17 protein-coding genes are annotated in these 14,172 nt (G+C 48.5%); 14 read left to right on the top strand and 3 right to left on the bottom strand.

The genetic code is table 11. The features are described from left to right. Window positions 1–99: 99 nt before the first annotated feature. From ACKOVI_RS05540 to ACKOVI_RS05525, 4 genes are read left to right on the top strand one after another with little or no spacing between them, the layout of a single operon-like run. Complete coding sequence (locus ACKOVI_RS05540) at window positions 100–831, top strand: SOS response-associated peptidase (protein WP_509603086.1); 732 nt, start codon at window positions 100–102, stop codon at window positions 829–831. 36 nt (window positions 832–867) lie between these two features. Next, window positions 868–1,467: a sigma-70 family RNA polymerase sigma factor gene (locus ACKOVI_RS05535; RefSeq protein ID WP_509603085.1), complete on the top strand. Its 600-nt coding sequence runs from the start codon at window positions 868–870 to the stop codon at window positions 1,465–1,467. Further along, a complete protein-coding gene (locus ACKOVI_RS05530) occupies window positions 1,464–1,859 on the top strand; it encodes an anti-sigma factor family protein (protein ID WP_509603084.1) in 396 nt (131 codons plus the stop codon). The genes ACKOVI_RS05535 and ACKOVI_RS05530 overlap by 4 nt, the downstream gene beginning before the upstream one ends. Window positions 1,860–1,861: 2 nt before the next feature. Beyond that, a complete protein-coding gene (locus ACKOVI_RS05525) occupies window positions 1,862–2,269 on the top strand; it encodes a thioesterase family protein (protein ID WP_509603083.1) in 408 nt (135 codons plus the stop codon). 44 nt (window positions 2,270–2,313) lie between these two features. Here ACKOVI_RS05525 and sodN read toward each other — a convergent pair whose 3' ends face one another. Continuing rightward, window positions 2,314–2,727: a superoxide dismutase, Ni gene (gene sodN / locus ACKOVI_RS05520; protein WP_509603081.1), complete on the bottom strand. Its 414-nt coding sequence runs from the start codon at window positions 2,725–2,727 to the stop codon at window positions 2,314–2,316. Window positions 2,728–2,792: 65 nt separating this feature from the next. On the opposite strand from sodN, the gene ACKOVI_RS05515 reads away from it, so the two are divergent. Further along, a complete protein-coding gene (locus tag ACKOVI_RS05515) occupies window positions 2,793–3,143 on the top strand; it encodes a S26 family signal peptidase (protein WP_509603080.1) in 351 nt (116 codons plus the stop codon). 5 nt (window positions 3,144–3,148) lie between these two features. Here the strand turns inward: ACKOVI_RS05515 and ACKOVI_RS05510 are convergent, their stop codons facing one another. Beyond that, window positions 3,149–6,868, bottom strand: a complete 3,720-nt coding sequence (locus ACKOVI_RS05510; protein ID WP_509603087.1) for a multifunctional oxoglutarate decarboxylase/oxoglutarate dehydrogenase thiamine pyrophosphate-binding subunit/dihydrolipoyllysine-residue succinyltransferase subunit — start codon at window positions 6,866–6,868, stop codon at window positions 3,149–3,151. A gap of 210 nt (window positions 6,869–7,078) precedes the next feature. Between ACKOVI_RS05510 and ACKOVI_RS05505 the strand changes: the two genes are divergently transcribed. Next, window positions 7,079–7,831 carry an SDR family NAD(P)-dependent oxidoreductase gene (locus ACKOVI_RS05505; protein WP_509603079.1) on the top strand — a complete coding sequence of 251 codons (753 nt, stop codon included), beginning with the start codon at window positions 7,079–7,081 and terminating at the stop codon, window positions 7,829–7,831. A 6-nt stretch (window positions 7,832–7,837) separates the two neighbouring features. Here ACKOVI_RS05505 and ACKOVI_RS05500 read toward each other — a convergent pair whose 3' ends face one another. After that, window positions 7,838–8,185, bottom strand: coding sequence for a hypothetical protein (locus ACKOVI_RS05500; protein ID WP_509603078.1), 348 nt, complete (start codon window positions 8,183–8,185; stop codon window positions 7,838–7,840). A 118-nt stretch (window positions 8,186–8,303) separates the two neighbouring features. On the opposite strand from ACKOVI_RS05500, the gene ACKOVI_RS05495 reads away from it, so the two are divergent. The 8 genes from ACKOVI_RS05495 to ACKOVI_RS05460 form a co-directional block, all read left to right on the top strand. Beyond that, entirely contained in the window at window positions 8,304–9,344 is a 1,041-nt protein-coding gene (locus tag ACKOVI_RS05495; RefSeq protein WP_509603076.1) for a TadA family conjugal transfer-associated ATPase, read from the top strand. After that, window positions 9,341–10,075 (top strand): type II secretion system F family protein, encoded by a 735-nt coding sequence (locus tag ACKOVI_RS05490; RefSeq protein WP_509603075.1) that lies wholly within the window; start codon window positions 9,341–9,343, stop codon window positions 10,073–10,075. Before ACKOVI_RS05495 ends, ACKOVI_RS05490 begins: the two co-directional genes overlap by 4 nt. Beyond that, the gene (locus ACKOVI_RS05485) at window positions 10,072–10,866 is read left to right on the top strand and encodes a type II secretion system F family protein (RefSeq protein ID WP_509603073.1); all 795 of its coding nucleotides are present in this window, start codon (window positions 10,072–10,074) and stop codon (window positions 10,864–10,866) included. Before ACKOVI_RS05490 ends, ACKOVI_RS05485 begins: the two co-directional genes overlap by 4 nt. A gap of 29 nt (window positions 10,867–10,895) precedes the next feature. Continuing rightward, on the top strand, window positions 10,896–11,165 hold the full coding sequence (locus ACKOVI_RS05480; RefSeq protein ID WP_509603088.1) for a hypothetical protein: 270 nt from the start codon (window positions 10,896–10,898) through the stop codon (window positions 11,163–11,165). 2 nt (window positions 11,166–11,167) lie between these two features. Next, a complete protein-coding gene (locus tag ACKOVI_RS05475) occupies window positions 11,168–11,527 on the top strand; it encodes a TadE/TadG family type IV pilus assembly protein (RefSeq protein WP_509603072.1) in 360 nt (119 codons plus the stop codon). Window positions 11,528–11,929: 402 nt separating this feature from the next. After that, on the top strand, window positions 11,930–12,478 hold the full coding sequence (locus ACKOVI_RS05470) for a TadE/TadG family type IV pilus assembly protein (protein WP_509603071.1): 549 nt from the start codon (window positions 11,930–11,932) through the stop codon (window positions 12,476–12,478). Between the two features lie 22 nt (window positions 12,479–12,500). Then, window positions 12,501–13,604 carry a peptide chain release factor 2 gene (gene prfB / locus ACKOVI_RS05465; RefSeq protein ID WP_509603070.1) on the top strand — a complete coding sequence of 368 codons (1,104 nt, stop codon included), beginning with the start codon at window positions 12,501–12,503 and terminating at the stop codon, window positions 13,602–13,604. Window positions 13,605–13,809: 205 nt separating this feature from the next. Further along, the coding region (locus ACKOVI_RS05460; protein WP_509603069.1) for a cell division ATP-binding protein FtsE at window positions 13,810–14,172 on the top strand (363 nt) is incomplete at its 3' end.

Genomic DNA, 14,172 nt, shown 5'->3' with positions numbered 1-14,172 from the left:
CGACAATCACATCGACTGGCAGCTTGCCGCGAAAGGGTGCAGGCCAGAGGGGATGCGATGAAGTCATAGGCAAAGTGTAGCGGGGTAGCATTCTCAACTATGTGCGGCAGATATGCGATGGCTCAGAGCCAAGAAGAGATTGTCGCCTTCTTTAACCTCGTTGAGAATGATTCCAATCCGACTCTGCCTCTTAACTGGAATATTGCACCGACCAATGAGATTTATATAGTGAAAGATCGCGACCGCGAGAGCAATCAAAGAATCCTCGGCAGCGCATCATGGGGATTAATTGCACCATGGCAGAAAAGCTTTGCTGATGCGCGAGCAAGTCAGTCTCATGCCATCAATGCGCGAAGCGAATCGATTCATGAGAAGCCAACATTCCGAGACGCATTTCGCACTTCACGATGCTTGATTCCAGCTACCGGATATTACGAGTGGGCGACATCGCTTGGAAAATATTCTCCAAAGCAGCCGTTCTACATCACAAGTGAAGACGGTTCACCACTTTCTATTGCCGGAATTTGGAGTAGTTGGAGGAGCGAAAAGGGCGATCTCATTCAGAGCGCTGCAATCATCACGCGTGAAGCGGTGGGGGAACTCGCGACAATCCATAGCCGTATGCCAGTTTTTATGCCCCGAGATCGTTGGAGCGATTGGTTAGATCCCAAAAACCGCGAGCTACATTTTCTTCAGGCTCTGATGCAGCGTGAACACCCCGCGGAAGGCTTGGTTACCCGCCCCGTTTCTTCACGCGTCAATCTAGTCACCAATAATGGGCCAGCGCTCATTGAAGAGATAGAACTGGGCGAGCCAGAGACGCTTTTCTGATGGAGAAGCTGAAGATCTCGGGTTAGGATGACAGCAATGACATCGAAAGATTTAGTACTCGAGAGCGCGGCCGATCGCACCATTCGGTTCGAGCGCGATGCTCTTGCGTTTACTGATCAGCTCTACGCTGCTGCTCTTCGATATACAAAGAATCCCGAAGATGCGCGCGACTTAGTTCAAGATACATATCTCAAGGCATTCACTTCCTTCCATCAATTCGAAGAAGGAACAAATCTCCGCGCCTGGCTTTACCGCGTACTCACCACAACATTTATCAACAGCTACCGTAAAGGCCAGCGCCAACCTCAGATTGCACAAGCTGAGCTAGAAGATTGGCAAGTTGCACAAGCGCAATCACACACTAGCGATCTTGGAAAATCTGCAGAGGTAGAAGCTCTGGAAAATCTTCCCGATAGCGATATCAAACGAGCACTCCAAGAGATTCCTGAAGATTTCCGGATGGTTGTCTACCTGGCTGATGTTGAAGGGTTCTCTTATAAAGAGATTGCAGAAATTGTCGGCGCCCCTGCTGGAACAGTGATGTCTCGTCTTCACCGTGGCCGCAAGCAATTGCGTGAGAAATTAGCCAGCTATGCAAAAGAACTTGGCTACACAGTGAAGGGAGATGAATCATGAGCTACATCGAGATTCAATGCGGTGACGTTCTCTCTTCGGTGATCTTCATTATTGAAGGCGAGCTTGATCAGCTTCCACAGCGCTCTGCAATTGAAGAGCACATCACTTCGTGTCTTCCATGTACTGCAGAGATTGCACACGAGCGCGCTATGCATGACATGCTTCAAGAGACGTTGCGCCGCACCTGCAATGAACGTGCACCCGAAGATTTGCACGAAGCGATTCATCGTCAATTACGAGCTCAGATGGCTGGCGGCACAGAGGTTGTTACTCAATTCAGCATGACTGAGATTTCCATTGAGATCGATGAGTTCGGCAATATCGAACACCGCGAGATTCAAATTGAGCAGACTCATATCCAGCACTTCATCGACGATGATGGCAATAAGTAATCGTGAAACCGGCTGATGAAGTATTGGGAGCCGTCGGCTTCTCTGTAATGACCGTTCGTCCGGGCGATACAGCACTCGCTATGGGACTTTCCGAGCTTCCTATAGTTGCTACTTCTCACTTATTACATGCGATGGAATCAGCGACAATTGCTGCACTCAGCGAGCACTTGGATAATGGTGAAACAACTTTCTTACTCTCTTCATCATTAGAACTTCTGGCTTCTGCTCAAGTGGGGGACGAACTCCGCGCCAACGCGCGATGTATCGAGATCAACGGGCGAGAGTTAACTTTTGAATGCGAAATCTACGAAGGCGAGCGACATATCGCTCAAGCCGAAATAAAAAGAGCGACAGTGGAGCGAGTAACTTTCCTCGCTCGCACTGCCGCTGAATCTCTTTTAAGGAACTAACTTAAATTTTGAAGGGTCAAAGGCGGAGCCTTGTGACATTGACGTTATTGTGCCTTCTTTGTCTCCCAGAAAATTGCTGCAATTTCATCAATCTTTGCAATCAATGAATCCGCAACTGCAACATCCTGTGTTCCTTTTGTTCCTGCAGCTCCTGCAAGCTTTGTTGCATCATTGAAAAGTGTGTGGAGCTGTGGGTACTTCTCGAAGTGAGGTGCCTTGAAGTAGTCAGTCCAGAGAACCCAGAGGTGTTCCTTCACTGCATGTGAACGCTCTTCCTTGATTGCAACAGAGCGTGAACGGAAATCAGCATCTGTATTAGCTGCGTACTTCTCCATGCAAGCTTTTACAGAGAGAGCTTCAATGCGAGCCTGTGCTGGGTCATAAACGCCGCATGGAAGATCGCAGTGAGCGAGGACAGATGTCTTGGGTGCCAATAATGTTGCTAGTAGGTTTCTCATGGCTCAAAGATTAGTGGAGCCAAGGCTCCGTCGCATACCGGAAGGTGCGCCCTAGACTCTGAGCCATGAGCAAGCGCTTCTCCACCGTCCTCGTTGAAGGCGAATCAATGCTCCCTACCTATGTGCCGGGGGATTGGCTGATGGCCAACTGGGGCAATTACGCCTTGAAATCACCGGGTTTCTCCCTCGGAAATATCTTCGGTGATCGCGTTCAGGTTGGAGATGTCGTCGTCATCGAACGCCCTGAATATCCAGGAATCTTCTATGTAAAACGGATTACTGAAGTTCGCAGCGACTCCCACCAGATTTTTGTGAGCAGTGATAATCCCGAAGGAAATGATTCACGTCAGTGGGGATGGCTTCCAGTTTCAGCTGTGCATGCCAAAGTGGTTTCCAGGGTACGTAAAGCAAAGTAAAAGATTTACCTGGTAAACGCTTCCTGGAGCAACGCCTTCAACTCTTCCTCGTGCAAGTGATGGTTACCTGTTGCAGGAGATGCAGTTGAGCGACGTGAAACACGACGGAATACACGGTGATCAATTGCACGACCACCGTGAGCTTCAGATGTGCGAAGCGCAATGTGAGACCAAGGCCCCTGGTTTGCTGGCTCATCTTGTACCCATAGCAAGTTTGCATTGGGATGCTTTGCAGCTTCTTCACGCATGGCATCGATTGGAAGTGGATAGAGAAGTTCAACGCGAACAATCGCAGTTGTGTTCTCACCAAGCTTCTCGCGCTCTGCAACGAGGTCGTGATAAATCTTGCCTGAACAGAAGATCAAACGTGATGCATTCTGTACCTTGTCATCACCAATAACCGGACGGAATGTTCCGCTGGTGAAATCGCTCAACTGGGATGCAGCAGCCTTGAGGCGGAGCATCGACTTTGGAGTGAAGACAACCATTGGTCGACGAGTTGGATTAGCAACGTGCCAGCGCAATAGGTGGAAGTAAGAGGCAGGAGATGATGGCTGTGCGACCGTCATATTGTTCTCAGCGCAGAGCTGCAAGAAACGCTCGATACGTGCTGAAGAGTGATCTGGTCCTTGACCCTCATAACCATGTGGAAGCAAGAGAACTACAGATGAACGCTCGCCCCATTTCTGAAGTGCTGATGAGATGAATTCATCGAGAATTGTCTGCGCGCCGTTAACAAAGTCTCCGAACTGACCTTCCCACATGACAAGTGCCTCAGGGCGAACGACTGAGTAGCCATATTCGAAGCCAAGTGCCGCATATTCGCTGAGCAATGAGTCGACGACAAAGAATTGGTTCTCATCTTGAATCATTGAACGAAGTGGAGTCCATTCATTGGCATTCTCTGCATCGACAATCACAGCATGACGATTGGAGAATGTTCCACGACGTGAATCCTGTCCAGCCAAACGAATTGGATGGCCTTCCTTCAGAATTGATCCAAACGCAAGAAGCTCACCCATAGACCAGTCGATTGTTCCGTCATTGAGCATCTCTGGACGCTTTGCCAACTGCGGAGCCATCTTTGGATGGAGATTAAATCCGACAGGCGTAGCAACTTGTGTTGCCGCAATTTCGCGAGCCAGTGCTTCTGGAATCGCAGTTGCGATTGCCTCAGCTGCTGGGGGAACTGGAGCCTTGAAATTTGGATCATGATCAGGAACATGGTTGGCCACTGATGCAAAGACTGATTCGAGCTCTGCCTGGTATTCGGCTTGAACTTGTTGAGCTTCATCAGGTGTGATATCACCGCGGCCTACAAGAGCTTCGGTGTACAGAGTACGTGTTGTGCGCTTTGCGCCAATCAACTTGTACATCAATGGCTGTGTGAACGCTGGCTCATCGCCTTCATTGTGCCCGCGACGACGGTAACAAACCATGTCGATGACTACATCTTTATTAAATGCCTGGCGATATTCGAATGCAAGACGTGCAACGCGAACACATGCTTCAGGATCATCGCCGTTAACATGGAAGACCGGAGCTTCAATCATCTTGGCAATATCTGTTGAGTATCGCGCTGTGCGAGATGCGTGAGGTGAAGTTGTGAAACCAACCTGGTTATTGATGACAACGTGAATCGTTCCACCTGTGCGGTATCCAGCCAGGCCAGACAACTGAAGTGTCTCCATGTTGACGCCTTGACCTGCAAATGAAGCATCACCGTGAAGAAGGATTGGTAGAACAGAGTAGGCGCCCTTGTTATTAAGGCGATCCTGCTTTGCACGAACGATGCCTTCAAGCACTGGGTTTACAGCTTCTAGGTGTGATGGGTTTGCTGCAAGGTAGATCTTTGTCTGAGCGCCGGATTCAGCGGTGAAGACTCCTTCAGTTCCCAAGTGATACTTCACATCGCCAGAGCCGTGAACTTCATTCTCTGCATAGTGACCCTGGAACTCTTGGAAGATCTGTCCGGATGACTTGCCTGCAATATTTGCAAGCATGTTGAGACGACCGCGGTGAGGCATGCCGATACAGACCTCGTCGAGTCCGCGCTCTGCAGCTGCGGAGACAATTGCGTCAGTCAAAGGAATTACAGATTCGCCGCCCTCAAGTGAGAAGCGCTTCTGTCCAACGAACTTTGTCTGTAAGAAAGATTCAAATGCTTCTGCGCTATTGAGCTTGCGAAGAATTCTGAGCTGCTCGCTGCGATCAACTTTTTCAAACTTCTTCTCAAGGTTTTCCTGGAACCACTTACGCTCTTCTGGGTTTGAGATATACATATACTCAACACCAATTGAACGGCAGTAGGTATCACGCAAGAGACCGAGAATTTTGCGAAGCGGAAGGAATGCTTTGCCACCGAATCCGCCTGTTGCGAATTCGCGATCGAGATCCCACAAAGTAAGTCCGTGAGTCTGTACATCCAAATCAGGATGAGTGCGCTGACGGTATACAAGAGGATCGGTGTCTGCCATGAGGTGGCCCCATGTGCGGTAGGCAGCGATTAATTGCTGAACACGTGCAGTCTTATCAATTTCTGAATCTTTTGTGACAGCGAAATCTGGTGCCCAACGAATTGGTTCATATGGAATACGAAGCGCGGTAAAGATTTCATCATAGAAACCTTCAGCACCGAGGAGAAGTTCGTGAATACGACGAAGGAAATCACCTGACTGCGCACCTTGAATAACGCGGTGATCGTAAGTGCTTGTCAGTGTGAGGACCTTGCTAATTGCCATACGTGCAAGAGTCGCTTCTGATGCGCCTTGGAATTCAGCTGGATAATCCATCGCACCAACGCCCATGATGAGGCCCTGACCTTGAACGAGGCGTGGAACAGAGTGAACTGTTCCGATTGTTCCTGGGTTTGTCAGTGAGACGGTTGTTCCTGCGTAATCTTCAACAGTAAGTGTGCCCGTGCGTGCCTTCTTAACAGTCTCTTCATAGGAAACCCAGAACTGACCGAAATCAAGTGCTTCGCAACCCTTGATAGAAGGAACCAACAACTGGCGAGTTCCATCAGGCTTTGCCAAGTCAATCGCGATACCAAGATTGATGTGCTCTGGCTTTCCAATTGCTGGCTTGCCATCTATCTCACCGAAGAATGCATTCATCTCTGGCATCTGACGAATCGCCTTGATCATTGCGTACGCGATGATGTGCGTGAAAGAAACCTTTCCACCTCGACCACGAGCAAGGTGGTTATTAATAACGATGCGGTTATCAATCATCAATTTCGCAGGAATTGCGCGAACCGAGGTTGCAGTAGGAACTGTGAGCGAAGCTTCCATTGATTGAACAACTCGACCTGCAACACCTCGAAGTGGTTCAAGAGTTGATGCACCAGGAGATGCAAGTGTTGGAGCAGGTTTAACTTCTGCCTGTGCTGGAGTCGATGGTGCTGCTGCAACTTCACGAACGATTGGTTGTGTTTGAACTGGTGCTGGTGTTGCTGGCACTACCGGTGCACTTGCAGTTGGTGTTGAAATATTCGGCGACGCAACACTTGTATTCACCGGTTCAGCTGGAACCCGTGCCGACTCAATGCTGATGTTTGGTTCGGATACAGGTTTTGGCACAGGAGGTGTTGATGGTTGACCTGGAACGCCCGCGACCGGATTGTTGCTCGATGCTCTGGAGATCTCGGCTGAAGGATTGTTCTGGAAGTACGTCACCCACTCTGCAGGAACTGAAGAAGGATCTGATTGGTATCGCTCGTACATTTCTTCAACGAGCCAATCATTTGCACCAAAATCTTGTCCTGAAGACACTGAGCGCTCCTTTGCGTTCTCATTTCCACCGACTTGCAGGCTAAGAGTAACGTCTGAGAGGCTTCTATATAAATGGTGAAAGTGGGCTTCAGAGGGCGAGATAGCGCACACTTCGACCTATTTCGGGTGGCGACCGCCCTCAGCCACTGGGAAGGTTTGCCCATGAATCTCACCGGGCGAAATCTCGCTCTCATTACGGGTGGCAGTAGAGGACTTGGGTTTGAAACAGCCACAGCACTTCGTAAAGAGGGCTTTGATCTGATCCTTGTCGCCAAAGATTCGACACGACTATCGGATGCAAAAACAGCGCTTCTCTCAGATGGACGCACTGAATCAGTCGAGGCCTACTCGATTGATTTCGAAAATTCAACGGCAACCGCAGCGGCTCTCGATGCAATCGCACTGACTCATCCTGATATTACACATTTGATTATTGCCCACGGTGTGATGAGCGAGAAGATGTCGAAGACTCTTAAGACAACTGATGCGGAATGGCGACGCGTATTGTCAATCAATCTCGATTCGGTTTTTCAAATAGTGAACCGACTAGTTCCTGCAATGGTTGAAGCGCGTCATGGTCGTGTAGTGATCTTCTCAGCATGCCTTGGTCGAATGTCAGGACCAGGTAATGCCGGGGGCCTCGCGCCATATCGAATTAGCAAGGCGGGAGTAAATGCATTGGTGCGAAATCTTGCGCATGAAACAGGACTCGGTGCTCGCGGAGTGTTAGTGGATGCAATGTGCCCAAATCATTCACGAACCGATATGGGCGGACCCGATGCACCACGTAGTGCAGAAGAAGGTGCGGCGACAGCAGTGTGGCTTGCAACTCGCCAATTTGATAAAGCTTCAGAAGATTTCCAAACGAACACAACAGGAATTCTTTGGGAAGATCGCCAAGTAGTTCCTTGGTAGTTAGCGTTACTCTGCTGCAGATTTTTTAATCGTCAGAAATAAGGTCACAATTATCGTTACAGCCATCGCTGTGATTGGAAGTGCTAACCAATAGACACCTGCCTCAAACTGGTATTGAGCGACACCTAACGCAATTAGGTTGGCCAAAATTGCAGGGGAGTTTGCCCAGCGCTTTCCATCGCGAACACCACGAGAGAGTGCGAATAAACCCGCCGAACCAGCTAGCGCAAAGCCAATCACACTTAAGTACGGCATCCATGACTTATCGTGGGTAAAACCAAGCGCAATCATGTAGAGGCCGAGGGCCAATAACAAGAGCGATTCGATTGCGAGGAGCACTGCTGAGATCTTCACGGAGTAAGAGTATTACTCAGAGTGATTTTCTTGTACACAAGCAGCAATCTTCATCCCTCTTTCCACAGGCGATTAAGGCAGCGCTTTTCATTTGTCACCCGCTCCCTAACTTCACTCCATGGAAAAGCGAAGCGAGATTGAGCCATCAGTTGTTTTTGGTCCTATCTACCCATTTATCTGCGATGAGACAATCGAAGAAATCTGGATCAATTCACCAGAGCGCATCTTCATTGCTCGCCATGGAAAGAGCGAACTCACTAATCTCATCCTCACCACTCAGGATGTGCGCGAGCTCGTAGATCGAACATTGATGTGGAGTGGTCGCCGCCTTGATCTATCGCTCCCATTTGTTGATGCACGACTTCCTGATGGAAGTCGCCTGCATGTTGCGATTCCCGAAATCACAGCAGAACACTGGGCGGTCAATATTCGCAAACATATAGCCCAAGGGCGTTCACTTAAACAACTCTCTGAATCTGGCACGCTTTCTCAAGAAATGGCAGAAGTTCTCATCTCTGCTATGGCGCAGGGACTCAATATTCTCGTCAGCGGGGGAACGCAAGCGGGAAAAACAACACTCCTCAATGCGCTTGCAAGCGAAATTCCATATTCTCATCGCGTCATCACAATTGAAGAAGTATTTGAAATCAATCCTCGTCTCCCTGATGTAATCCAATTACAAACACGCAATGCCAATCTTCAAGGTGATGGCGAGATTACATTGCGCAGATTGGTTAAAGAAGCTCTACGTATGCGCCCTAATCGCATCATTATTGGCGAAGTCCGCGAAGCAGAGGCGCTTGATTTACTTATTGCCCTTAACTCTGGATTACCAGGAATGGGAACAATTCACGCAAACTCCGCGCGAGATGCAGTGATGAAGCTGCAAACCTTGCCACTCCTCGCTGGTGCCAATATTTCTCACTCCTTTATCGTTCCTACAGTCGCATCAGCAATCGATCTCGTTATTCAGATTGCAATGGATGCCGACGGCTATCGTCGAGTAGTTGAGATAGCTGCACTCTCTGGCCGCACTGAAAATCTTCATATCGAAATGGAAACTCTCTGGAAGTGGCGAAATGGCGAGTATGAAGAAGGACTAGGACTGGCTACATTCAAGCAGAGGTTCGTAGAGAAGTCTTTGGTGGCGCAGCCATGAAACGGGGATGGAAGAAGAATGAAGGCGTTTCTTCTGTTGCCATCATTTCCTGCGGCACTTTTTTAATCGCTCTCTCGATATCGCACACTCTCACAATAGCGGTCGCAATTGCATCAGTCACAACAGTGATGGCATGGATCTCTTCACGAAGAAATACAAAGAAGAAATCGTGGGAACTCTTCTCAGTTTTACCAGAGATTGTCGACCATATGATTTCTGGAATTCAATCAGGGCTATCGCTGAGCGAATCACTGGGCAATTTATCTATCCGGGGTCCAGTGATTACTCAGCGATACTTTGAAGAATTTAGAGAAGAGCTGCATGCGGGTTACAGTTTTGAAATCGGAATTTCACACCTTCAAGAGAAGTTCAATCTGCGTGCCGCAGATCAACTTTTTGAATCGTTAATTTTCGCGAAGAACCTTGGCGGTTCCGAGTTACTTTCGATGCTCCGCCAGCTCGGAGATTTCACCAGACAGGACATGTCACTACGTCGCGAAATTGCCGCAAAGCAAGGATGGATTAGAAACTCTGCTCACCTCTCGGCTGCAGCACCATGGATTCTCCTCCTTTTATTAGCCGCTCAGCCATCAACAAGTTCAGCATTTTCATCACCACAAGGCATCACAATTCTCGCGGTAGGAGTTGCGATGACAGCCCTGGCATATCTATGGATGGGCAAACTCAGCAATCTCCCAGAACCTCAGCGCATATTTGGCGGTGAGCGATGAACCCTCAAATATCCATCCCATGTGCAATTGCCGTAATCGCCTTCTTTGTTGCTGACGAGAAGAGCAACCTTCTTCACCTCATCTATCGCCGCTCTCTAAATCTTGGAAATCGGGCTTCTGTCATTGAGCGCCTTTCGCAAATAGGAAAGAACAAAGTTTCAGATTATGAAAACTTTCGAATTACGCAGATGGTCTTTGTGGCAGTTGGATTCGCATTGAGCACTGTTGCTTTCTTTCTCACAGTTATCAACTGGACTGCATATTGCCTTTTTCTCGTTCTCGTACCCGTAATTACATTTGTGCTCACAGAACGCAACCTCACCCAACGGTGTGAGAGTCGTAGAAAAAATATAGAGAGTGAATTTCCAGCGATTGTGGAGATGCTCACTTTGGCTGTAGGCGCCGGAGAATCACCAGCACTTGCGCTGAAGCGAATTTCGAATCGCGCACACGGCCACCTAGCTCGAGAGTTCTCACGAGTGGTTCTGGAGATCGAGAACGGAATACCCTTGATGACAGCTCTTGACGAGATGAGTCGTCGGGTTAATTCAAACGCATTACGTAGATTTGCTGATTCAATCATTGTCTCAATCTCCCGCGGTACTTCACTCGTAGAAACTCTTACTCACAGCGCCAACGAATCACGCAATCAAGAACGAGTGCGTTTGCTGAATGCAGCAGGAAAGTCAGAAATCTCAATGATGATTCCGGTGGTGTTTCTCATCCTGCCGATATCAATTCTCTTCGCGCTGTATCCATCACTTATTAATCTCAATTTATTTTCAAGTTAAACACAACCAGATCAAGAAAAGAGGACAACATGAACACCACAAGAAATCCAATCGCAGGAATCAATCAGAAGCTCCAAGAGGGCCTTATTCAGCTCTCGATTCGAATCTCAGAACGAGTCCATCGAATAAGCAAATCTCGCATCTATCGTGCCCTCTCAGATCAGCGGGGAGATGTGCCCGGCTGGGTACTGGTTGTCCTAATGACCACTGGACTTGTCACTGCAATTTGGACAATCGCTGCCCCTCGCTTAACTGCCATTTTGCGTAACTCACTCGATTCGATGAATGGGATTCGCTAACAATGAAGCGATTGCTGCATTTGCTGGGTTGCGACAGGGGAAGCGTTGAGAGTGCTCTCATTCTCGTTCCGCTGATGTTGCTTTTCCTCACAGGAATGCAGATCGCTACTGCAGTGCATACTCGCAATGTCGAAAAGATTGATGCTCAGAACGCTGCTACAACCCGTGCAATTTCTGGCGAGTTTGAAAGCGGAGATGAATTCATCCATATCGATAGCAGTGGAGATGGGCAGAATCTCGATCTTCTCATTACGCGCAGGAAATCATCCCTGACTGATTTGCTCCCTAGTTTTCTTGGTGGTGGCGCATCAGGTCGTGAAGTAACCGTTGACGGAATGGCGATTGTGGAGAACCAACGATGAGATTTTTCCGTCGCTTAATGTTGGATGAAGAGGGGAGCGCCGTCCTCGAGTTCGTAGCTTTAGCGCTACCTCTCTTCATCCCGCTCTTTATATTTCTTAATCAATATGCAACATCAAGTGATGCCCAGTCTTCTCTGCGAACCTTGGGGCGAGAGATGGCACGAGGATTTGTCACTAGTGAAAACGATCAGGTAGCTGAGAGGGTAGTATTTGAGATTTTCTCTCGAGGTGCGGAAGTACTTGGATATGGTGAGGAACTTGCCTCTGGCTCATTGAGATATTCATACGAATGTAAGAAGAATCCATGCATCTCGCCCAATAATGAAATAGTCATAACAATCTCGTCCATGAGAAGTAGTACAAGAATTTCGACGGTGGAATATGTATCGCCGTGGGCTTGAAATGAAAACCACACTCTCTCGCACTCTGAAATCAGAGCGAGGTTCGACGGCTGTGCTGACGATTGGGCTTTTTGTAGTCTTGCTCAGTACTGCTCTCGTACTGACCAATATCTCTTCGGTTTATTTGGCAAAGCGTTCGCTCTCACTTGCATCAGAGGCTGCGGTTCAGACTGGGATGAAAAACCTCGATCAAGCTAGCTACTACTCGGGGGAGTACAACCTTTCTCGGATGTTGGTCAATTCATTGGGGCAGCCGGAAGAAGATCCAGGAATTCCAATAGACTGCAATGCAGGTATTAATGATGAGCGCCAGGTACTTGATTCATGGCAGAAACACGGAGCTGCATCCGCTAGAGAAAATGTATCCAGTATCGAATTAACTGATTTTGAATGCGACGGATTTCAAATCTATATAGAGAGCTCTGCGATTGCAAAAATCCCGATTCCGTTACCCTTTATAGATTTCAGCGAGGTTAGAATTAATACACATGCAGGCGCGGTGGGTGAGCGCGCCGAGACTAACAATTACTCTGGTTTCGATATCGGTTAGCAATCTCGCTATTCTTGCGCCCATGGCTCGCGAATATGGACTTGAAATTGCTGAAATTAGTGCGACCCTAAAATCAATTGAGCAGGTGCTCGATCTTCCAAAGTTAGAGAAGGAAGCTATCGAACTAGAAGAAGCTGCTGGTGCACCTAATCTGTGGGACGACCCAGAAGCCGCTCAGGCAGTAACAAGTAAGTTATCTCGCACTCAAGCGGTGATTTCAAAACTGAAGGGGCTTCGCTCACGGGTCGATGACCTTCCTATTCTCTTTGAATTAGCTGCAGAAGAGACTGATGGTTCTGCGCTTACTGATGCAGAAACCGAGCTTGATTCAACTAAGAAGGCAATCAGCGAACTTGAGGTCACAACGCTGTTGAGTGGCGAGTACGACAACCGCGATGCTTTGATCACCATTCGCTCTGAGGCCGGAGGAGTAGAGGCAGCAGACTGGGCGCAGATGTTGTATCGCATGTACTTGCGTTACTGCGAACGTCATGAATTTAAATTTGATGTTCTCGAAACTTCATATGCAGAAGAAGCAGGTATTAAATCTGCAACATTCCGAGTCAGTGCGCCGTACGCATATGGAACTTTGTCGGTAGAGCAAGGTACACACCGCCTGGTACGTATCTCTCCATTTGATTCGCAATCTCGCCGCCACACTTCTTTTGCGGGTGTTGAAGTTGTTCCTGTTGTTGAACAGAGCGACCACATTGAAATCGACGAGAAAGAAATTCGCGTCGACGTCTATCGTTCATCAGGCCCTGGTGGTCAAGGGGTTAACACCACCGACTCTGCAGTTCGCTTGACCCACATTCCAACTGGAATTGTTGTCTCCTGTCAGAACGAACGTTCGCAGATTCAAAATAAAGCGACCGCAATGGCTGTTCTGCAATCAAAGTTATTGGAACGTCGTCGCCAAGAAGAGCAAGCGAAGATCAATGCACTTAAAGGTGACAACAGCGGCTCATGGGGAAATCAGATGCGTTCCTATGTTCTTGCGCCTTATCAAATGGTGAAAGATCTCCGAAATAACCACGAGACTGGAAATACCTCCGCGGTTCTCGATGGGGAAATTGATGACTTTATTGAAGCGGGCATCCGCTGGAGACGTTCTTCTGCTTCATGAATTTAAATCATTTCTGATTTTCGCAAAGTGGGTAAAGAGCCGTCCCGGGTAAATCTCACACCTTTTTCTGAGCGTGAGCCACGCTCATTTCCGCTCATTGTCGGGCTAAGTACCCTAAACTCGCACTCAGTTAATCTCACCGGTCCTTATCGACGAGAGAATTAAGAGGCGCGTAATTGCGCTTCGAGCACTGAAGGAGTTCAGATTGATTCGCTTTGAAAACGTTACGAAGGTTTACGCAGGCCAGGAGCGTCCTGCTCTTGATAGCGTCAACCTCGAAATCACAAAAGGCGAGTTCGTCTTTCTTGTTGGAAAGTCCGGTTCGGGTAAGTCCACGTTCTTGCGTTTGATCCTCCGCGAAGAGCGCCCAACATCAGGCATCATTCATGTCGCAGGCAAAGATCTCGGTTCACTTGCTAACCACAAGGTTCCAGAGCTTCGTCGCCAGGTTGGCACCGTCTTCCAAGATTTCCGCCTCCTTCCTAATAAAACAATTTCAGAGAACATTGCTTTCTCATTGCACGTCCTTGGATATTCGCAGAAGGAAATCAACCGCGAAGTTCCAGAG

It is taken from the genome of Candidatus Planktophila sp. (assembly GCF_046070465.1).
GTDB lineage: Bacteria > Actinomycetota > Actinomycetes > Nanopelagicales > Nanopelagicaceae > Planktophila.
The sequence above is the reverse complement of the archived record's forward strand: the minus strand, read 5'-3'. Positions and strand labels throughout refer to the sequence as shown.